Origin of the sequence: Shewanella sp. SM68 (genome assembly GCF_025653925.1) — a bacterium.
Taxonomy (GTDB): domain Bacteria; phylum Pseudomonadota; class Gammaproteobacteria; order Enterobacterales; family Shewanellaceae; genus Shewanella; species Shewanella oncorhynchi.
Genome location: NZ_JAKKRU010000007.1, coordinates 39,739 through 62,074 on the forward strand (window position 1 = coordinate 39,739; position 22,336 = coordinate 62,074).

The 22,336-nt window shown below is 44.2% G+C and carries 14 protein-coding genes and 1 pseudogene; 12 read left to right on the forward strand and 3 right to left on the reverse strand.

Features of this window, described 5'->3' with window-relative positions:
* Positions 1 to 2: 2 nt before the first annotated feature.
* Complete coding sequence (gene gltB, locus L5M40_RS12675; protein WP_263165620.1) at positions 3 to 4,451, reverse strand: glutamate synthase large subunit; 4,449 nt, start codon at positions 4,449 to 4,451, stop codon at positions 3 to 5.
* Between the two features lie 587 nt (positions 4,452 to 5,038).
* On the opposite strand from gltB, the gene L5M40_RS12680 reads away from it, so the two are divergent.
* From L5M40_RS12680 to oxyR, 3 genes are all read left to right on the forward strand, one after another.
* Positions 5,039 to 5,968, forward strand: a complete 930-nt coding sequence (locus tag L5M40_RS12680; RefSeq protein ID WP_028760841.1) for a TIGR01212 family radical SAM protein — start codon at positions 5,039 to 5,041, stop codon at positions 5,966 to 5,968.
* Between the two features lie 204 nt (positions 5,969 to 6,172).
* The gene (locus L5M40_RS12685) at positions 6,173 to 6,538 is read left to right on the forward strand and encodes an Hpt domain-containing protein (protein WP_028760840.1); all 366 of its coding nucleotides are present in this window, start codon (positions 6,173 to 6,175) and stop codon (positions 6,536 to 6,538) included.
* Positions 6,539 to 6,820: 282 nt separating this feature from the next.
* Positions 6,821 to 7,732 carry a hydrogen peroxide-inducible genes transcriptional activator OxyR gene (gene oxyR, locus L5M40_RS12690; RefSeq protein WP_028760839.1) on the forward strand — a complete coding sequence of 304 codons (912 nt, stop codon included), beginning with the start codon at positions 6,821 to 6,823 and terminating at the stop codon, positions 7,730 to 7,732.
* 55 nt (positions 7,733 to 7,787) lie between these two features.
* Here oxyR and L5M40_RS12695 read toward each other — a convergent pair whose 3' ends face one another.
* A complete protein-coding gene (locus L5M40_RS12695) occupies positions 7,788 to 8,855 on the reverse strand; it encodes an adenylate/guanylate cyclase domain-containing protein (RefSeq protein ID WP_105249866.1) in 1,068 nt (355 codons plus the stop codon).
* Between the two features lie 122 nt (positions 8,856 to 8,977).
* A complete protein-coding gene (gene mutH / locus L5M40_RS12700; RefSeq protein ID WP_263175518.1) occupies positions 8,978 to 9,649 on the reverse strand; it encodes a DNA mismatch repair endonuclease MutH in 672 nt (223 codons plus the stop codon).
* Positions 9,650 to 10,339: 690 nt separating this feature from the next.
* Between mutH and rppH the strand changes: the two genes are divergently transcribed.
* The 9 genes and pseudogenes from rppH (at position 10,340) to L5M40_RS12745 (ending at position 22,263) form a co-directional block, all read left to right on the forward strand.
* Entirely contained in the window at positions 10,340 to 10,864 is a 525-nt protein-coding gene (gene rppH, locus L5M40_RS12705) for an RNA pyrophosphohydrolase (protein ID WP_006080762.1), read from the forward strand.
* A 23-nt stretch (positions 10,865 to 10,887) separates the two neighbouring features.
* Positions 10,888 to 13,122, forward strand: coding sequence for a phosphoenolpyruvate--protein phosphotransferase (gene ptsP / locus L5M40_RS12710; protein ID WP_263175516.1), 2,235 nt, complete (start codon positions 10,888 to 10,890; stop codon positions 13,120 to 13,122).
* Between the two features lie 59 nt (positions 13,123 to 13,181).
* Entirely contained in the window at positions 13,182 to 13,982 is an 801-nt protein-coding gene (locus tag L5M40_RS12715) for a sulfite exporter TauE/SafE family protein (protein ID WP_113940671.1), read from the forward strand.
* A gap of 42 nt (positions 13,983 to 14,024) precedes the next feature.
* Complete coding sequence (gene lgt, locus L5M40_RS12720) at positions 14,025 to 14,834, forward strand: prolipoprotein diacylglyceryl transferase (RefSeq protein ID WP_263256714.1); 810 nt, start codon at positions 14,025 to 14,027, stop codon at positions 14,832 to 14,834.
* Positions 14,831 to 15,358: pseudogene (locus L5M40_RS12725) on the forward strand (thymidylate synthase); the annotation flags it as partial. The gene lgt and the pseudogene L5M40_RS12725, both read left to right, overlap by 4 nt.
* 372 nt (positions 15,359 to 15,730) lie before the next feature.
* Complete coding sequence (thyA, locus tag L5M40_RS12730) at positions 15,731 to 16,645, forward strand: thymidylate synthase (RefSeq protein ID WP_172590303.1); 915 nt, start codon at positions 15,731 to 15,733, stop codon at positions 16,643 to 16,645.
* Between the two features lie 17 nt (positions 16,646 to 16,662).
* Entirely contained in the window at positions 16,663 to 19,596 is a 2,934-nt protein-coding gene (locus L5M40_RS12735; protein WP_263256715.1) for a hypothetical protein, read from the forward strand.
* Positions 19,596 to 21,686, forward strand: coding sequence for a hypothetical protein (locus tag L5M40_RS12740; RefSeq protein WP_172590301.1), 2,091 nt, complete (start codon positions 19,596 to 19,598; stop codon positions 21,684 to 21,686). The genes L5M40_RS12735 and L5M40_RS12740 overlap by 1 nt, the downstream gene beginning before the upstream one ends.
* The gene (locus L5M40_RS12745) at positions 21,679 to 22,263 is read left to right on the forward strand and encodes a hypothetical protein (RefSeq protein WP_172590300.1); all 585 of its coding nucleotides are present in this window, start codon (positions 21,679 to 21,681) and stop codon (positions 22,261 to 22,263) included. Before L5M40_RS12740 ends, L5M40_RS12745 begins: the two co-directional genes overlap by 8 nt.
* Positions 22,264 to 22,336: the final 73 nt, after the last annotated feature.

Here is a 22,336-nt window from a genome sequence, read left to right on the forward strand (position 1 = left end):
CATTACCCCGCTTTTACAACTAATTCTGGGCTCGATTTCTCTAATTTGAGCAGATCGGCCACGGCAATATTTTTAGGTTTTACTAATACGAAGCAATCTAACCAGTTACCAAAATCACTTAAGATCATCTTGGCATGTTCGCTGCCCGTCTCGGCCACGTGGGCTTCAATTAGACCTTTTAAATGTTGTTGATGTATCGGTGATTCGAGTTTTTGAGTATCGACAAGCTCAGTATTCACACGGCGATTGAAGCGGCCGAATTGATCGAACACATAGGCAAAACCGCCTGTCATACCCGCGCCGAAGTTCACCCCTGTTTTACCAAGGACAACCACAATGCCGCTGGTCATGTATTCGCAGCCGTTATCGCCAAGCCCTTCGACCACAGCAATCGCCCCAGAGTTACGGACTGCAAAACGCTCGCCCGCTTGACCTGCGGCGAAGAACTTGCCGCCCGTCGCGCCGTAAAGACACGTGTTACCGACAATGGCGCTGCGCTCACTTTGGAACGGGCTACCAATTGGCGGGTAGATGACGATTTGGCCGCCAGACATGCCTTTACCCACATAGTCGTTGGCATCGCCGCAGAGTTTTAACTCAAGGCCTGGGCTGTTCCACACGCCAAAACTTTGGCCGGCACTGCCGTTAAAGCTCAGTTTGACCGGCGCTTTGGTGCCTTTGACGCCGAGTGTGCTCGCGATATAGCCTGACAACGTCGCGCCAACGGAACGGTCTGTGTTGTTGATGCTGTAAGCGGCATCGAAACTCTCGCCCTTATCGACGGCACCTTGGCATTCGTTTAATAAATGCTGGTTAAGCAGCCCTAAATCCGCCGGTGGATTGGTTTCTTGCCAAGTGCGTGACGAGGTTGCTGGCACTTTGGGTTGATACAAAATCGGTGACAGATCTAAGCCTTGTTGCTTCGCTGTTTGGCCTTCGAGGGCATATAACCATTCACTGCGACCGACGAGGTCTTCAAACTTGCTCACCCCTAAGGTCGCCATCCATTCACGAACTTCCTGTGCAACAAACTCAAAGTAAGTCATCACTCGCTCTGGCAGACCATGGTAATGGTTGTCGCGCAGGTTTTTATCTTGCGTTGCTACGCCAGTCGCACAGTTGTTCAAGTGGCAAATACGCAGGTATTTACAACCTAGGGCGATCATAGGCACAGTACCAAAACCAAAGCTTTCGGCGCCCAATAACGCGGCTTTAATCACATCGGTACCGGTTTTTAAGCCGCCATCGACTTGCAGGCGAATTTTATGGCGTAGACCATTTTCTACTAGCGATTGATGCACCTCGGCTAACCCTAGCTCCCATGGACTGCCCGCATATTTCACTGAGGTAATTGGGCTAGCACCTGTGCCGCCGTCATACCCTGAAATCGTGATCATGTCCGCATAGGCTTTGGCCACGCCGGTGGCGATCGTGCCCACACCGGGTTCTGACACAAGTTTCACTGAAATCAGCGCTTTAGTATTGATTTGCTTCAAGTCGAAAATCAGCTGGGCTAAATCTTCGATAGAGTAAATATCGTGGTGCGGCGGCGGTGAAATCAAGGTCACACCAGGACGTGCATGACGCAGTCCGGCGATTTCAACGCTGACTTTATGGCCGGGTAACTGACCACCTTCACCGGGTTTTGCCCCTTGGGCGACTTTAATTTGCAACACATCGGCATTAACTAAATAATGCGCCGTGACGCCAAAGCGTGCCGAGGCAATCTGTTTAATTGCAGAGTTTCGTTCAGTATTAAAGCGGCGTGCATCCTCACCACCTTCACCTGAGTTCGAGCGGCCGCCTAAGCGGTTCATTGCAATAGCCAGCGCTTCATGGGCTTCGGGGCTCAAAGCACCGATACTCATGGCGGCGCTGTCAAAACGTGAATATAGATTTGATGCCGCTTCTACATCGGCGACATTAATCGATGTTTGCGCGCCCTTAATACCGATTAAGTCACGCAGTGTGGCCACGGGACGATTGTCGACGAGTTCGGCGAATTTTTTATAGCTCGCAAAATCTTTGTCAATCAATGACGCTTGCAAGGTGTTGACCACATCAGGGTTGAAGCAGTGATACTCGCCGCCCTCAACGTATTTCAGCAGGCCACCTTGCGGTAATGGCACATGGGCACGGTAGGCAGCTTTGTGCAAAATAGCCTGGTCTTGGGCGATTTCTGCAAAGCCTGCACCCTCGATGCGGCTAATTACGCCTTTAAAACATAGTTCGATCACTTCGCTGGCAATGCCTATGGCTTCAAATTGTTGGCTGCAACGATAAGAGCCGACAGTGCTGATGCCCATTTTGGACATGATCTTACGCAAGCCTTTTTCGATGCCGTAGCGGAAGTTCAACATCAATGCCGTGGTATCGGTTAAGTCATGGCGTTTCGCCAGTTCGGAAATTGACTCATACACTAAATACGGATAAATCGCCGTGGCACCAAAGCCAAGCAATACGGCAAAGTGATGCGGATCTCGCGCCGATGCGGTTTCAACTATGATGTTGGTGTCGCAGCGCAGGCTCTTATTCACTAGCATTTGCTGCACAGAACCGACCGCCATGGCCGCGGGGATCACTTGCGCAGTTTTACCTATGGCTCTATCCGAAAGGATCAACAAAGTCGTGCCGCTGCGGGCTAAACGCTCGGCTTCGGCAGTGATACGGCGAATGGCGCTTTCTAAGCCTTCCTGTGGTTCGTAATTTAAATCGACAATATTGGCGCGATAGTAAGTGCTATCTAATCCCAGTAACTGGTTAAAATCACTGAATAATAAAATAGGTGAATTGAACATCACCCGGTAAGCATGCCCAGTCGTTTCATTGAAGAGGTTCTGTTCACGGCCAATACAAGTGGTCAATGACATGACGTGCTTTTCACGTAATGGATCTATGGGGGGATTCGTTACTTGAGCAAATTTCTGCCTAAAATAGTCATACAGGGAACGTGACTTTTTCGACAATACCGCCATAGGTGTGTCGTCGCCCATAGAACCTGTAGCTTCTTCACCTTGCTTCGCCAATACCCAAATGACTTGTTCTAATTCCTCACGGGTATAGCCAAATTGTTTTTGGTATTGCAACAATAGTTCAGGGCTTAACTCGCTGGCACCGTGCTGCTCAGAGGCTAAATCTTCCGCTGGCGTTAAAGTACGGCTGTTTTTCGCCATCCACTCTTTGTAAGGGTGGCGGCGTTTAAGATCGTTATCAATTTCAAAAGATTGGTACAGGCGGCCGTTCAAGGTATCTAATACCAGCAATTCACCCGGCCCAACACGGCCTTTTTCAATCACTTCATCGGCGGCGTAATCCCAAATTCCGACTTCGGAAGCTAAGGTCAAAATACGATCTTTTGTGATCACATAACGCGATGGACGCAGACCATTACGGTCAACAGCGCAGGCGGCATGGCGACCGTTGGTCATCACAATACCTGCCGGACCATCCCAAGGCTCCATGTGCATAGAGTTAAAGTCGTAGAAGGCTTTTAATTCGTCATCCATTTCCGGATTACTTTGCCAAGCAGGCGGGATCAATAGACGCATGGCACGGTATAAGTCCATGCCACCAGATAACAGCATTTCCAGCATGTTATCTAAAGATGAAGAGTCTGAGCCTGTTTCATTCACAAAGGGAGCGGCCTGCTGCAAATCTGGCAGTAGCGGTGAATTAAACTTATAGGCACGGGCGCGGGCCCATTGACGGTTACCCGTAATCGTATTGATTTCGCCGTTATGGGCTAAATATCTAAACGGCTGAGCTAATGGCCATTTAGGAGAAGTATTCGTTGAGAAACGTTGATGGAATAGGCAGATAGAGCTTTTTAAGCGAATGTCCGCGAGATCGGGATAAAACGCGGGCAAGTCCACAGGCATCATCAGACCTTTATAGACGATAACTTGGCCTGACAAACTCGCGACATAGAAGTCTTTGTCGTCGGTGATCTGCTGCTCTAGGCGGCGACGCGCCATATAAAGGCGACGTTCCAAGTCTTTTTCACGCCAGCCAATGGGGGCGTTGATCAGCACTTGATAGATTTGTGGCAGGCTAGCCTTGCCAATTTCACCTAACACATCGGGATTGACAGGCACCTTGCGCCAGCCTGCAATACTTAAGGTTTCACGCTCGAGTTCGCGCTCAAGAATAAACTTGGCTTGGTCAGCCAGTTCATCATCTTGACTTAAAAACAGCATACCTACGGCAAATTTTCTGCTCAAATGCCAATCATTTTCCGCGGCAATCGCTTCAAAAAATTGCACGGGTAATTGCATTAATAAACCGCAGCCGTCGCCAGTGCGACCGTCGGAGGCAATGCCCCCGCGGTGCTTCATGCGATCTAGACCATGGATTGCCGTGCGCACTATGCGGTGGCTGGCTTCGCCATCCATCTGTGCTATCAACCCAAAACCACAATTGTCCCGCTCAAAACTGGGATGATATAAGCTCATACAAAAACCTCCCTAGACCTCAACTGATTACTACTCGGGGAGAAAATGTAAAGACTTTCTATAGATATGCACCCGAACCACCCAAATTAGCCTGAGATTCAATAAAGGTCAAACCAAAAATTTGCATAAAACATGGGTATTAATTCATGTTTCATACACAAACCACAATTGGCTTACGTTAACGTTAACAGTAAAATGTGCTGTATAACATTATGAATAAAAAGAATTTTAAAAACTATCAAACTCAAAATTTACCAAGGTGTAACATGCTGGTGGGATTGTTTTTGATTTAGAAATAGTGATTTTTATTGCAAACACAGTAAATAGATAAAAAATTAAAATTGTTGAATTGTTATTCATTTTGGTGTGAGCAAGATCTCAGCGGTAAGCTGGCTAATTTGAGGATGCGCACATTTATGATAATAACGGTATGAGTCAGGCGGGAATTTGATGTAGCGCCAAGAAAACTCTCGCTACCTTATTTACACTAAGCTTTTTCTTCTATTTGTTCACGTATTTTCTTTTCTATTTGTGATTTTATCTTGGTTATTCTCAATGAAGCGATATGAAATTTGGTGGGTGCTCTGATGGGGCTTGATGCATATGTGAACACCTTTGGTGCCGTTTGTAAGGCGCGATATGGCACCCGACTGCGAAAACTCACTATAGATGCCAAGTTTACTTGCCCTAACCGTGACGGCACTTTAGGGCGCGGAGGTTGTACTTTCTGTAATGTGGCGTCATTTAGCCATCAAACTGCCGATGTATTGAGTATTACTGAGCAACTCGAACAGGGTAAGAGCCGCTATCGTGAGGCGAAGCCTCAGGCACAAGCCGATAAATTTATTGCTTATTTTCAAGCCTATACTAGCACTTACGATGAATATCAAGTGTTAATGGCTAAGTACGATGAAGCGGTTAAAGATGGCGAGATAGTCGGTTTATGTGTTGGAACTCGCCCCGATTGTGTGCCGAATAATGTACTGGATTTACTGGCGCGCTATCAGGAAAATGGTGTCGATGTGTGGTTAGAGCTCGGGTTGCAAACAGCCAAAGATGAAACACTGCGTAGAATTAACCGTGGCCATGATTTCGCCTGTTATTGTGACACTGTGTCGAGGGCGAGAGCTCGCGGTCTTAAGGTGTGCACTCATCTCATTCTTGGCTTACCCGATGAAACCCATAGCGATTATATGGCGACTTTAGCTGCTGTATTGCAGCAGGGCGTTGATGGCTTGAAGCTACATCCTTTGCATATCGTCGAAGGTAGCACTATGGCTAAGTCGTGGCGAAGTGGGCGCTTACCTTTATTGAGTCTTGAGGATTATGCCCACAGTGTCGGCGAGATTATCCGCCATACCCCCCTAGAAGTTATTTTTCACCGTGTCACCGCTTATGCGAAAAAACCTATGCTATTAGCACCCGATTGGTGTGCCTATCGTTGGGATGGATTGGTGGCGATTGTGGATAATTTGCAGCTTTATGGTGGACAAGGGCACGCATTAGCGCAACGATAGAGGCAAGTTAGTGGGATAAATTTACTCCCTAAATGTTATGTCGTCGCTATTATTTCGTAAGCGTTTATTTACGACTATTAGTTTGTTTTTTGTTAATTTTAATCTGAATTAGACCATGAATATCGCTATAAGTTGCACTGACAATTTTAGTGGGTATCATGTGATAAATTCGTTTTAAGCATTGAACCACTTAAGGGAGGCCTTATGGCCACAGTTGAATTAGAAGCAATCCTAGATCTCAATACTCTCGAACAGTACTGCAGCGCCATTGGTGCCGGTACCTTACTCAAGAGTGTGGTGTTATTTGAGCAGTTAATGCCTGAATATGTTGGAAATCTAGTGAAGGCTAACGACGCAGCAGACAAAGATACCTTATGTTCAGAAGCACATAAATTTAAAGGTGCTGCAGGTTCTGTGGGGTTAAAACGTATTCAGCAGATCGCCCAATTATTACAGCATGGCGAAGAAGCAAGATGGGATGCTGAACATGGCTCTTGGGTTGCTGACATCGTTGAACACGCGAGTGCAGATTTACAACAGTTAAAGTTATTCCTCCAAGCCAAAGCATAAAATATTACTTGCTAAGGTAAGTTAAGGCGCAGCGATAATGTCTATTGTTGCGCTTAATTGAGTGAATCTTGCATTGGTTTTACGATTAAGTTTATTGTTTTCGACATTTTCTTGTTAGCGCTTTTCCCATCTTATTTTGTTACTCCCACTTAAGTTTTACGGCGAACCGATTGAATATCGATTCGGGTCACAATCCTGATATCTTATGCCGCGTTATTGCTCATCACTTATGCTAAAGTAGATTTAATTTCTTAATTCATAACCTTCATGGCAATCGAGAAAATGAAAAGTTTACCTAGCTTAAAAAACTTATTCTATTTGGTGAATCTCCATCAAGAGCAGAATTTTAACCGCGCCGCTAAGGTGTGTTTCGTCAGTCAATCAACGCTCTCAAGTGGGATCCAAAACCTAGAAGAGCAGTTAGGGCATCAGTTGATTGAGCGAGACCATAAGTCATTTATGTTTACCGCCATTGGTGAAGAAGTGGTGCAGCGCGCCCGTAAAATTCTCACTGATGTGGATGATTTGGTGGAATTAGTGAAAAATCAAGGTGAGCCGATGACGGGGGATATTCGCTTAGGCTGTATTCCAACCATAGCGCCTTTTCTATTGAGTCGTGTGATCCGCCAGTGTCAGCAATCTTATCCGGCGATGAGTTTATTATTGAAGGAAGATACCACTGAGCGTTTGCTAGATGCTTTGGGTAAAGGAGAGCTGGACTTATTGATCCTAGCGCTACCCGTTGATACAAGCGGTTACCACAGCATGAAAGTGGGCATAGATCCTTTCAAAATGGTGGCCCACAAAGATTTAGCGGGTGGCATACATCAACCTATTGATTATCAAACTCTGCCGGACGAGAGTATTTTTCTTCTGCAAAGTGAGCATTGCATCACAGGCCATGCTATTACTGCATGTCAGCTAGGTGATAGTGCGAAAGTCAATCCGTTTGCCGCCACCAGTTTGCATACTTTAGTGCAGATGGTGAACAGTAAACTGGGCACCACGTTTCTTCCGCAAATGGCCATTGACGCGGGTATTTTGAATGACACAGATTTAGTGGTGATGACGCCACCGGGTGAGGCACCTTACCGTGATATCGGCCTTGTCTGGCGTCAAACCACCAGTCGGATCTTAACTTTCCGCACTTTAGGGTTAATGATCCAAAAATTATTAGCTAAGGACGAGGAATAAACTGACTGTAACTGCAAAGCATTAATTCAAGCTAAAGCTTAAAGTCGATTACAAATCAAAGCGGGGAAACGCCAAACACTTCAATTGAGTGTTGTTTCCCTTTGAGTTTGACTGGGCCTAGATTTGATAGGTGATACTGAGTGTTGGGGTTATCTAAACGTCCCGCGAGTGCGCCCGAAATCAACATGCGCTGTCCTAGTGGATTACATTGATCTTGCAGTCTTGCTAAGGTATTGAGCACGTCACTAAAGAAACTAATTTCTTGTTTCTGTACACCAACAACTGCAGCGACGACTTGGCCACAATGGGCCGCCGCTTTAAATTTCGGCACAAAGCCATAATGCTCTTCAAAGTAGCGGCGTTGCCAGTTCAGTTGTTGGCTAAATTCAAAATAAATATTCATGCAGCGGTCGTGAACTATCCCTTCTTCTAATGGCCAGTGAAGCAGCACTGCATCTCCCATATAGCGGTAGATTTCAGCTTCGTTATTGGACACAGTATCTGAAAGTAAACTAAAGCTGTCTTGGATCAATCGACTAAAGCGGTAATCGCCAAGTGATTCGGCATGTGTGGTTGAGGCGACCATATCTAAATAGAGGAATAAGCGCTGCTCATATCTTGGCTTGTGGTATTTACCAAGGCCTATGTTGAGTAAAATACGCGGCCCGACTAATAATGCCATTTGCTCGACAAAAGCTAAGCTGACTCGTACAACGACCAAATATACGATCAATGCTTGGAATGAAGGACTATAGAGAATGTGCGCCGTCAGCATTTGTCTGAGGGTCGACATGTGATTTTCGATGGCCCACATATTTAAAAACTGAGTCATGTAAGCTAACGTCGTAGCACCCAGTAATAAAAACAAGCCTTTAAAGATGACTGAAAACACATAGGGGAGGCGATTGATTGCACTGAAATCGGCAATGACGTTCGACATCCAATGTAAGCTGCCAAAAATTATCCCCATGTAGATAGCAAGTGTTGCGAGATCAGCCGAACTTACCGCCCATTGGGGCAGCTCTGGTGATTGGGCATATCGAAAAAACACGAATGCAGCCATGGCAATCGCCCAAGCTAAAATCGCAAAAAGGAGTTTTTTCGCTTGTCTACGTGCTCTCACTGCTTGATTGGTATCCGAATACGGCTGTGATTTCAGGATGCCGTAGTTTATAGAAAAGAGTCACCTTAGTGCCAGTGAAATTTGTGATCTGGATCAATCCAAGTCCATATCGTTACTAAAAATTAACCAAATACCTTATTAAGTATCATAGCAGTGAAACTGGTCTTTAAATAAAAGCCCCTAGGGTTGGTCATTTTGAGGCTACCATCTTCGGCAATGCTTTGTGTTAACGCCTTACTATTAGCGGCCTTAGGGCGCAATTGCAGCACTTCGCCGTGGCGCGCTGTAAGCCTCTCTACTTTTCCGAGGGCGATAAGCTCCATGATCTCTTCCCAATCCTGTTGCAGTAATTGCAACTCGAGCGGATCCGGTTCCCACAATATTGGTGTACCTATACGGCGCTCACCCACAGGAATATGCCTCTCTCCTTCAACGGGTACCCAAAGTACTCGCTGTAACTTATGGCAGACTAAGCTGTTTTGCCAGGTTAATCCTTGGATATTCGATAGCGGCGCCACGCAGACATATGTGGTCTCCAGCGGTCGCCCCTGTGTATCAATGGGGATAGTTTTAAGCTCGACTCCTAAATGTAGAAAATCTTGCTCAGGTTTAGAACCCGCCGTTGCGCCTAATTCCATTTCGATTAATTGACCGACCCAACCTTTATCGCGTTTAAGATCCTTGGGGACACGAATGCTTCTTTGGCTTGCTATCTGCGCCAAACTCACGCCCGCCATCATGTTGGCACGTTCGAGTAGTTCAGATAGATTTTCGGGGGGGATAATTCGATTCATGGTTGGATTTTACTTAAAAATAACCGCTTAGCAATGACGGTTAAAAAATGAGCACTACAGGGTGAGTGAATTTGTACCGAATGTTTTTATTCTAAGTAACTGATTTTAAATTTTATATCCGTGATAACCCCCGTTTTGCAAAAAAGTGTTCAAAGTTACTCTCTGCTTTCCCTTGCGTTCCCCACATACTTATCCACAGATATTATGGATAACTCAGTAAAGTGAGCCTCTTAACCTAATAAAAATCCTAAGTCAATGCGAATAAAGTGCATTTATTCTGGCTTTTGTGGACAGTTGTGGACACTATTTGTGTATAAAGTTGAGTAATATCGCGAGAATGATAGAAATACTTCTTGCTGGTTAAATAATGAGCTTTATTGGTTTTTTAGTCTAAAATAAATCATGATTAATGTACAAGTTTATGAATTTGTTTGCTATTAAGTTTTAACGCTAAATTTTCAAAACGATGGTAAATAGATGTTTTTTGAACGTTATAACAAGTTCACCTGAGTTTCAAACAGAGATATCCACAGAAAATGTGGATATCCCCGGATCCCATCCCCTAGCATTGTTGATAAATGTCTTTTAAGTCAGATGTTATCCAAAGCTTAGGATAAAATAGAGGTTTGCTGAGAGACTAGCTTTATGAAACAATCAGTTTATTAAAATTTAATGTGATTTGGAGTCCATGTGATTGATAGCGACGGCTTTCGCGCAAATGTGGGCATTATAATTTGTAACAGATATGGCCAAGTCATGTGGGCTAGACGTTTCGGTCAACACTCATGGCAATTTCCTCAAGGTGGCGTCGATGATGGCGAGACAGCAGAAGAGGCTATGTATCGTGAGTTGTATGAAGAAGTGGGCCTAAGACCTGAACACGTGCATATATTAACCTCGACCCGTTCTTGGTTACGCTATCGTTTGCCAAAGCGTTTAGTCAGGCAAGACAGTAAACCTGTGTGTATTGGGCAAAAACAAAAGTGGTTTCTGTTACAACTGAAAAGCCAAGATAGTGCGATTAATTTAAGTTCCTCTGGGCATCCTGAATTTGACGATTGGCGCTGGGTAAGTTATTGGTATCCTGTGCGGCAAGTCGTGTCATTTAAGCGTGATGTTTATCGTAAGGTGATGAAAGAGTTTGCGGTAACGGCATTGTCATTCCAGACCCTAGAAATACCTAGGAAACGGGGAAGGCAAAAAACAACGGGCTGATTTTCAAAAGAGGATTGAAAACAGTGTTAAATACGCTTAGGGATATTACTCAGGCTGTGGCATCTGCCCACAGTTTGGAAACCGCACTAGAAGTCTTAGTCTCATCGACTAAAGCGGCGATGGAAACCCAATGTTGCTCCATCTATATCCTAGAAGAGCAAGAACTGGTGTTATCTGCAACCGACGGTCTTGAAAAAAGCGCCGTTGGTCGGGTACGTATGCCGCTGACCGAAGGTTTAGTTGGACTCGCTGCCCAGCGAGAAGAGGCCGTTAATTTAGCTGATGCTCGGCTTCATCCAAGGTTTAAGCTTTTTCCTGAAGTCGCCGAAGAAGAATACCGCGCTTTTTTAGCTGTACCTATTATCTACCAGAAGGCTGTGGTTGGGGTAATAGTGGTACAGCAGGCGAGTGCTCGCCAATTCAGTGAGGGCGAAGAAGCCTTCCTGATGACGCTCGCCGCCCAATTAGCGATGGCGGTGCGTGGGTTAAAACAAAAAGCTCAAGTCAGCTCCCATCATCAACAAATTCTGTTTCAAGGTACTTCAGCGTCAAACGGTATCGCCATTGCGTATGCCTTCGTACTTGGTGGGGAAATCCCCCTTGAACAGCCTGAGGTGCGTTCTGACGATATTGCCTATGAATCGAGTCGCTTAACTACGGCTATGGCGCGTTGTAAAGAAGCGATAGGTGCCTTATCTCAACGGTTTGATCGTGAGCAAGATGACGAAGTTGTCTCCATTTTCAATGCATTACAGTTACTGCTCGATGATGCTAGTTTAGGCGGCGAATATACCCGTGAAGTGCAATTAGGTTGGGCTGCTGAGTCGGCGGTGAGCCGAGTGTCCTTGCGTTATATTCAGCAATTTTTGGCGATGGAAGATCCTTATCTTAAGGAGCGGGCGAGTGATATCCGCGACTTAGGCCAAAAAGTATTGCGCCAGCTGATTGAGCCAGAGCGTTTAGAGCTTGAGCCCGATAAACCTGTCATTTTAATTACCCGCGAAGCCGATGCGACTATGTTGGCTGAGTTCCCAAGACAAAAACTCGCGGGGATTGTCACTGAGCTTGGCGGCGTAAACTCCCATGCCGCTATTTTAGCCCGCGCCTTAGGTGTGCCGGCCATTACCGGTGTAGAACAACTGTTATCCGCCAATATTGATCAAAAACTCTTAGTGGTGAACGCCAGCCGTGGCCAGCTATTGGTGTCGCCATCACCGGCGATTGTTGGTGAGTATCGCAGCTTAATTTCGGCGCAAAAAGCGCTGCAACGCCAGTATGCTCAAGAATTAGCACTGCCTTCTGTGACCCTCGACGGCTCACGTATTCGTTTGTATCTTAATGCGGGCTTACTCAGCGGCGTGGCTTCTGAAATTGCCGAAGGTGCCGACGGGATTGGGCTGTATCGCACCGAAATCCCTTTTATGCTGCAACAACGTTTCCCGAGTGAATCTGAGCAAGTGAAAGTGTATCAACAGGTCTTGTCGGCGGCGTCTGGTCGACCTGTGGTGATGCGCACTTTGGATGTTGGCGGTGATAAACCTCTGCCGTATTTCCCAATTAAAGAAGACAATCCTTTCCTTGGTTGGCGCGGGATCCGTTTGTCGCTGGATCATCCTGAGCTATTTTTGGTGCAGTTACGGGCCATGCTACAGGCTGGGGGAGACGGTAAACAGTTAAGTATTTTGCTGCCTATGGTCAGCAACTTAGATGAAATCGATCAATCCTTAGAATATTTGCAACAAGCCTATGTCGAATTAAAAAACGATGTTAACAGCGACATAGTGATGCCACGAATAGGCATTATGCTCGAAGTGCCTGCCATGTTATATCAGTTGGATGATGTGGCAAAACGAGTGGATTTTGTCTCTGTTGGTAGTAATGATTTAACCCAATATTTGCTGGCTGTTGACCGTAATAACCCGCGGGTGAGCTCGTTATTTGACAGTTATCATCCTGGAATATTGCGGGCTTTGCATCAGGCGCACCTAGATTGTCGATACCATAAACTCGATATTAGTATCTGTGGAGAGCTCGCGGGCGAACCTATGGGGGCCATTTTGCTGGTGGCTATGGGATACGATCAGTTGAGTATGAATCAGGGCAGTTTAGCGCGGATCAATTATCTATTGCGTCGTGTTGCGCGGGCCGATTTAGATCAATTACTTGCTAAAGCGCTGAGCCTATCAAACGGCTTCCAAGTGCGTGAGCTGGTTAAAGAATATTTGACCCAGCAGGGTCTCGCAACAATTCTTAATTAACTAATGCTGTGTTTTGCTTTAAGCTAAGGCCCTCAATTTATCACGCTGTAGGTACTCGTGTGGATAGTTTGTTGTTGGTGTTCTTTATTTGCTTGGCTTTAGGCGCATTTGTCGGCTTTATGGCAGGATTATTAGGTATCGGTGGCGGCTTGATTGTAGTGCCGGCACTGCTTTATATTTTGCCATCGGTCGGTATTAGCTCTACTCAGCTCCCCCATATTGCAATTGCCACTTCGCTAGCAGCCATTATTCTCACCTCTATTTCGTCGGCACGTGCCCACCATAAGCGTGGCAATGTGCCTTGGAATTTATTCAAATCAATGTTACCGGGCCTTATTATAGGCGCGCTGGCTTCAGGTTTTATTGCTGAGCGTATTCCCGCTGATAAGTTACAACAAGGTTTTGCCATCTTTGTGATTTTAATGACAATTCAAATGGCTTATCCCGTTAAGGCCGAATCAAATCGTCAATTACCTAATTCAGTAGTGCTTTTTGTTGTATCGGCTTTTGTTGCGGTTTTGGCAGGTTTGACCGGGATAGGTGGCGGTATACTGATAGTGCCATTTTTGACTTTTTATGGTTTACAGATGCGTCAAGCCGTGGGCTTTTCTGCGGCGATGGGCTTCTTAATCTCTCTTTCTGGCAGTTTCGGCTATATTATTGCAGGAATGAATGCCCCTGAGTTGCCCTATGGTACCTTAGGCTATATCTATTTACCTGCATTGTTTGGTTTAGTGATCACTTCTGTCTTGATGGCGCCTGTGGGGGTAAAAGCGGCGAGCACTTGGCCAACACCTGTACTTAAAAAGATATTTGCACTGTTACTTCTATGTGTCGGCCTTAAGTTAATTCTGACCTAGTTTTTATGTTTATCTCAGTTTGAGGCTGCTAATGGATGTGTTATGGCGTTGAGTTTCCCCAATATCGATCCCGTGATCGTTTCATTTGGACCGTTTAATCTTTTTGGACAAACCTTTGAACCGGCACTGCGTTGGTATGGTTTTACCTATTTAGTCGGATTTGTTGCGGCCATGTGGTTGTTGAACCGCCAAGCCGACCGTTCAAAGGGGATATGGACGCGGGAGCAAGTTTCAGATTTACTCTTTTATGGTTTTCTTGGGGTGATTTTAGGTGGCCGTATCGGTTACGTGCTTTTTTATCATTTCGATTATTTCCTCGCCAGTCCCCTCTATTTATTTAAAATCTCTGAAGGTGGCATGTCCTTCCACGGCGGTTTGATGGGCGTGATTATGGCGATGCTCTATATCGCGTGGAAACAAAAACGTACTTTTTTTGCAGTCGCCGATATGGTGGCACCTGTTGTGCCTATTGGTTTAGGCGCTGGTCGTATTGGTAACTTTATTAACGGCGAGCTTTGGGGACGAACCACTGATGTGCCTTGGGCTATGGTGTTTCCAACCGGTGGGCCTGACCCACGTCATCCATCCCAGTTGTATCAGTTCGCCCTTGAAGGCGTAGCATTATTCCTATTACTTTACTGGTTTAGCAAACGTACCGATAAAGTCGGTGCGGTCTCTGGTATGTTCTTAGTCGGTTACGGTATGTTCCGTATTATGGTTGAAACTGTGAGGCAACCCGACACACAGTTGGGACTCTACTGGGGATTTATGACTATGGGGCAGATACTCTCTGTGCCTATGGTGTTAATCGGTTTGTACTTGATTTTTCGTAAGCAAGGTAAGCAGCAATGAAACAGTATTTAGACTTAATGAAGCACATATTAGCCGAAGGCGTGGATAAATCGGATCGCACAGGTACTGGGACTCGCTCGGTATTTGGCTATCAAATGCGCTTCGATTTGAGCAAAGGTTTTCCTTTGGTGAGCACCAAAAAATGCCATATGCGCTCTATCATCCATGAATTGCTGTGGTTTCTGAAGGGTGAAACTAACGTCGCCTATTTACGCGAAAATAAGGTCAGCATTTGGGATGAATGGGCCGATGACAATGGTGATTTGGGCCCAGTTTATGGTGCCCAGTGGCGCAGCTGGCCAACCCAGAGTGGTGATGCTATCGACCAGATTTCGCAAGTTATCGCCCAGATAAAATCTCAGCCAGATTCTCGCCGTCTTATCGTTTCTGCTTGGAACGTGGGCGAACTGGATAAAATGGCTTTGGCACCGTGCCACGCATTTTTTCAGTTCTATGTAGCCGATGGTAAATTATCTTGTCAGCTGTATCAGCGTAGTTGTGATGTGTTTCTTGGTTTGGCGTTTCTTTGTGACATGGAATTCGCTTCGCTCGAAAAAAATATTCATTAATTAGCTTCATTGTATGGGTTTGGTGCTAGTATTTATTTAACGGGCTCTACGAAATGCTACGCACAAACTGTCTGAGGTGTCTCGTTGCTCCTTTTGATAAACCATATTGTGGTTTCGGCGTTTTTGCCATTTCAGGTGCCCAACAGATTCAAATATAATACCTATCTGGTTAATTGGCTTTTTCGATGTAACTTAGTAGGTTCAAAGTTTTATCTCGACAAAAGCAACGTTTAAAGTTATTGACAGAGCTGAGTTTGATAGCAAAAGCTTCTTCATTGGCGAAGGTTGAGTCCCTTTAATTGCTTGGGGCAAGTCAAAGGTAATTTCATGAAAACACATCAAGAACAGCAATATTTAGATCTGCTTACTCTGTTACTTCAGACAGGAAGTGAAAGAGTTGACAGGACAGGTGTTGGTACTAAAGCTATATTTGGTCATTCTATGCGCTTCGATTTGGCCGAGGGATTTCCAGTTTTCACCACCAAAAAAGTTTATTGGAAAATAGCATTCAAAGAGATGCTTTGGATGCTGAGTGGTGGGCACAACATCAAAGAGTTGGTCGAGCAAAATGTTCACATCTGGAGTGATTGGCCGTATAAAAAATTTATCGATGCTCAGCCTGCCGGAAGTGCTGATAAATCCTTGTCCATGAAAGAGTTCGAACAGAGGATTATCACTGATGACGCTTTTGCTCAAAAATGGGGCGATTTAGGTCCGGTTTACGGTAAGCAATGGCGTCGCTGGAAAACGGATGACGGGAGAGAAATCGACCAAATTACTCAGGTGATTGATTTGTTGAAGAACAATCCTTCTTCCCGCAGAATTTTATTTGACGGTTGGAATGTTGGTGAGCTTGAGCAGATGGCTCTTCCTCCTTGCCATAAACATTATCAATTTTATGTTGATCCCAAAACCAATAAGCTTTCGGGTGGTATGGTGCAAAGATCCTGTGATTCTTATCTCGGGTTGGCCTTTAATATAGCCAATTTGGCATTCCTTACAACCATTTTAGCCGAGCAGACCGGGTATGAGGTCGGTGAAATTGTATGGTTTGGAATGGATGTCCATTTATATTTGAATCATATCGACCAAGCAAAATTGCAATTAACAAGAGAGCCACGACCTTTCCCTCGGCTAGTAATTAAACGAAAACCAGCCTCTCTTTTTGATTACACTATTGACGATTTTGAATTGGATGGTTACGAACCACATCCAGCGATCTCTGCACCAGTCGCAGTTTGAAACTAAAGAGGTGAGTAATGTCGGGACTTGATGATTACAACACTCCTGCAAAGCTACTAGCGTTTTTTCAAACTTTGTTGCAGGAAAACCAACTCCCGACACGTCAGGGTAAAATCGCTCGCTCTTTAATAGAGAAGACATACGGATTTAAACACGGCTCGCTTACCAACTATTATCAACTCCAAAAATACCGATGGTGTAAGCAAGTTTTAGATGATTTCGAGCAAGAGATTAAAGAGCTCAATGGCGGCATTCTTACACAGATTCATCACGCATACGGGACACCAGAAAAGTTTAAACACCTCCTCAACCATCTAAAGAATAACTTTGATGAGCTTCCTGTATCCAAAAGTGCAAAGAGACCAGGATGCATATCTCGACGGACATTTGAGAAAAAGTTTAATTTTCCTGCAGGGTCTATGTCTGGAAGGATGAGCTCTTGGCATTGGGCATATGAACTGTTCGAACAGTTCGAAATTGAGTTATATGAGGAAGGAAATATTGGCACGGTTTGGGAAAAGAAGGTTCTAGAAATTCGAAATTATTTGGAAGTGTTAACGAGAACAAATACTCTACCTATTAATGGACTCGGAAAATTGAATAAAAAAGCAGTGTTGACTGCTTTTGGTTTGGGGAATAGTTTCAGCACAAGTGTTGTAGAGATGCGTTCTCGAAAGCTGAGATCACTTTTTGAAGAGTATGATCAGATCGTGCAGTCCCATGGGTACTCGCAATTTTCGGCAGACCGTTGTATTGACGAGTTGAAGCGCATTTTAGCGACGACTGAGTTAGTTCTGGATTCAAGTTCTCGAAAAATTAGCTTGAATTGGTTGGCGAAATTGTTAGGCGTCACCGCAGGAATGATTAGAAATAGCCCTAATCTAATGGCGTTGATTAACGAAAGAATCAAAGCGTTGCATGAAAGTCAGAGTCGGGGACTTACAAAAAAGTCGTTTACAGTATATGGGGCTGAACATATAAACGTCGGCGCAATGCCTTATTCAGAAAAACATGGAAGAGTTTATTCATTTGCCTCACTGATCAAATTGTACGGTCTCGAATTTTGTGAAAAAGTTGCGACATGTTTTATCGCTATCACCAATAAAGATGTTGTTAGCACTGTAAAGAATAAATATCTGAGATTGTTGGATTTTTTCGAATGGCTGGCCGACTCACGGAATCTCAATGGCTCCATTGCGTCTGCGTTAGGTGATAATACAACAATTAACGATGCAGAGTTTGGTCGAGCATGCATGGCTTATAGAGCACATCTTACTCAACCACACTCTAATTCAAATTTAAATTTGTACGTTATCACTCAGTTGGGCGAAGCTCGAATCATTCCAAAATTCAAATTTTTAATACAAGCAAGGAAACATCAGGATAAAGGTCACCGCAAATCGATCCTTGAAGCGTCAATTAATAAAGACGAACAGTCTCGGTTAGAAAACATCCTGACGGATGCGGCTAAGTATCGAGGGATAGAGATTAGTAATGGAAAAGATACTAAAGCCTTTTTAGAAACACTGCTGTTTGAAAAGTTACGAAATCCAAATTTATCTGATGATCTTGTTGAGTCGATGTTAGAAATAACAAACATTAGGCTAGCTGAGATACGTATTCAAGCAAGTAAAGCATTCAGGGAATGGCTGATATTATACGAGCGTGGGAAAGAACTGCTTATGTTGGCAACTGTCGACTGCGAGGAGTTCCGTTCAAAAATGGATAATCGGAGATATATTTCAAGTTATAAATGGTCGCAATATGTTGCCAAAGTTTTCCCCAGCCATGAGCCTGAGGTGATGCTGGCAAACTTATTATCGGTAATAAATAACCTGTATAAAGGTTGTCCTCCAACTACCGCTATAACAAACATGCATATGTGGAACAAAAAGTATCAATTGGTTGGGGGCGTTGAAAAAGTAGCGTCGTATTTGGTACCTACACGAAGGGCTCTCAGTGCTGCACTAATACTGTATTTATGCGAAAGCGGCGCAAATGTTGCTGTTGCGACAACATTAGCGCCTGACTGCGTGCAAAACTCATCTGTTCCGCTCCACAAAAAGATTGTAGGCCGAAAAGACAGAGCAAATGGCAAGGTGATTTATGATGATTTACCTATACGTGCTGACGGTGAAGATTATGTCAGCGCTGTTCAGGCTCTAGAGGGCATTTGTGCTGTCCAGTGGTCCACTGGTAATGATGTGTTGAAATATTATATGCAGGGAACGATGAATCCTCTTGCAGAGTATGCTTTTCGCGCGGATTTTAAAGCGATTTGCTCTCAATCAGATTATTTAAAGCAATTTCGGCTAGTTCCGTCGATGCTGAGGCCTACAGTCCTGCTGAATATTCAATTGAAAGACCCTGCTAATCTTGGGATCGCTCAACTAATTGCCCAACATGAGTCAGGCACTACGACGCAAGGCTACACCAATAAGTTGCCACATAGGCTTCAGATGGAGCGAGATATTCTCGAGTTCCAGAAGACATTAGAAATCGCAATGGTTTCCGAGGACGAAAATGCCCCTGTCAAATTGGGAATTGAACCGATTACATGGAATGAACACAGGGCTAAAATGCAAAAAACAGGGTGGGGGGTGTTCTGTAAAGATCGCGAAATCACAGATGTTGAAGGGCAATCTGTGCAGTGCACTGAAGTAGAACATTGCGTGAAATGCAAACATGATAGAATGTTGGTTTCTGCTGATCCTGAATCTATTTCGGAGATGATGATCTGGAAAACTGTGTTAGAAAGACATGAAGAACGTATGTCTGCGACCAACATGGAACGATGGACAAACGTTTGGGTTCCTTGGCAAGCATTTTTTTATGTCGTTCTAGAAGAGAAGATGACTCGGGGCGTATTGAGTTCGATTAAAAGAAAAGCAGAAGACATTGTAAAAAACAAGATAGCCGATACACGTTTTGTCATGCCGGAGCCATGGTAGTGAATAAGATAGCACTTGTTGATATTTTTCAGTCAGACAACACAAAAGAGTTGTTTCAATTTAATAAAGATAATTGGCCGTGGCTGAGCAATATTGCTATTTCTGATTATGCTATTGAGATAACTGATACAACGGGAGAATTGATTGATTCTACTGTTGTGAACTTAGATATAGAACTCCTTAATGGTAGCCGTCTTACTGACCATAAAAACAAGGAGTTATTTAACTTAGTCATCGAATATATTGAACTTTATCGATTACATAACCCTAGCGTCAAAGCTCATGTGCATGCGCATCGCATTACCTCCATACTGGTATTTATTTGCTGGCTTGGTAAATATAATATACGAACTCTTCAAAACGTCACCAGGACTCATATTGATGCATTCATCAACGACGCCGTTTATGGAACTGAATTCGCATTGGATATCCCTTATAGGGTGTTCTGTTCAATCAAAAAACAATTGATTGAGGGAGATAAATCGCTATACCGGCAATCAAACACTTTCAGACGTTCTGTTATATATAAGCAGGCTTCAGTGGATAAACTACCTTGTAGTGTGCTTACCTACACATCGAAAATTGTAGACTGGTTTGAAAGCCAACTCAAAAACCATGTTCCCGAGATAGATTTAGAGAAAGTTCAATATCAAGACCTTTTGGACAATCTGGATTTAGTACCAACGCCTATCACAGTGCAGGATCTTCATCGAAAATTAATACCACTTGAGGAGATCTGGAACTGGAAGTATTACTTCAAAAGTAAATCCTTCCGAAATGAACCGTTTATCGAGGGGGCATCCAAGGTTGCGACTCGGTTTGGTTCAACTACTCAGCGTACAAGAACAATCCCACCAAAAACAGCGTTTGCAATAATGAGTTCAAGTGCAAAGTGGGTCATAGATTATGCCGATGAAATTTTGAGCCTGTTAAATGAAAATGCCGATGCACTGACAGTTATAAATCGTTTATCAGCAAAAGGGTTAGAGATTGATGTTCGTGATGGCCGCCGGAAGCACTATGGGGTGGTTACGCTTGACGGTGTTGTCCGATATCTTTTTGCAGCGTGTTTTGCAGTAATAGCCTCATTAACTGCGAGACGCAAAGAAGAGATTTTTGATCTTGGTTTCAAGTGTATTGATGAAGATCGTGGGGATGGTGCTTATTGGCTGACTATTTATATCGAAAAAACAAGTCAGAGGTATGATCTTTGTCCCGTTCCTGTAATGGTAAAAAAGGCTGTTGGCGTATTGGAGAAGTTAAGTCACGAAGCGAGACAGAGCTCGCAAAGTGACTCACTCTGGCAATATATCTCCGATGGTGAAGTAGTTAACCTTAGAGACGGTCCCATCAGGTATAGTTTGCAAGATTTTTACTGTAAATTTGTTGATCCAGAATCAAATGAAAACTGGAGTGTGTCTTTTCATCAATTTCGCCGTATGTTTGCGCTTCTATATTATTATCGATTTGAGGGAGCGTACATCGGTGCGCTCTCTTATCATCTGCGGCACTTCAATATTGAGATGACAAAACGATACATCACCGATGAGCAGTTCATGAAAGAAATGAAGGAGATCGGTGAAGGTTGGACTGCAAGCTTTTTGCGACGAGTTATTGCAGGAGAGGAGAAAATTGGTGGTAAAGCTGGTGAGAAAATGAAGCGGAAAATGGCTGATTGGTTGGGACATTTTCGCGAAAATGTGGATGTTGTTGAACGAGAGCGCGTTGTTGAAAAGCTAATGCGCTATATGAAGAGGGTTGGAACAGAATTCACTCAACAAGTATGGGGAACCATATGTTCTTGCCCGAAAAAAACTACTCTGCGGCGATATGCCAATTGTGCAGATGGTAACGGAGAGCCAAATATACAGAATGGCTCTGAAGAAATTTGCGGTAGCTGCCCTTACGGCGCTTACACTTCTCGATTTGCAGATTCAATCTCCCATAAGATTGAGGCTAAACAAAAGACAGTAGAGTTTTGTGGTAAAGATTCTGCACTTGGCGAGGTATCAGGGATTCAGATCGTTGTTTTGCAAGACTTGTTGAGTAAAGCTGAAAATATCATTCCTTTTGAGGTGGTGAGTGATTAACCCCCAGAGTAATGAAGTAAAAGCGAAGAATTTGAGCGAGCAAATCGATCGTCGATTATCGCTGCTGCAAGGCAAGTTAAATGGTGAGTATTCAGATCTTGTCATTCCAAAAAGCTTAACGAAATTACGTCTTTGGGAACATGCCGACTACGGAATAGAAAAGATTGGCAGCCCTAGCTCCTTTGTGACATCCCACCAAGAGCATGGTCGGAAAATTGCAAAAATTGCAGAGTGCTTAAGTTTAATAAACAAACTTGCGAAGCATCCCAAAAAATCAAGGGAACAAAAACTGACCGAAGTCATTCGGCAAAACAACCAGCTTCACCAGTCTTTACAAAATACAGCAAACCAATTTGTTAAATATAAAACCGAAATTGACCTACTGAATGAAGAGAAACTTCTTTTGCAAAGTAAAGTTGAAGGATTGGTGGAACAATTGAAGGAGAAAAGCGAGGAGTTACTAGCAGCTAGAAAAGAGTTAATATCGTTACAAAAAGCCCTTGTTGCCGGTGGTATCGCTGCACACTCAAACGTAACACAGGTCAATTTTGGTAAAGATAATAACAAAGACAGATGACTCTAAATTGCTTAATTGTCTTGAACGAAATCTGCTGTATTAACTGGTTCATTACATTTATTGAACTAATTAC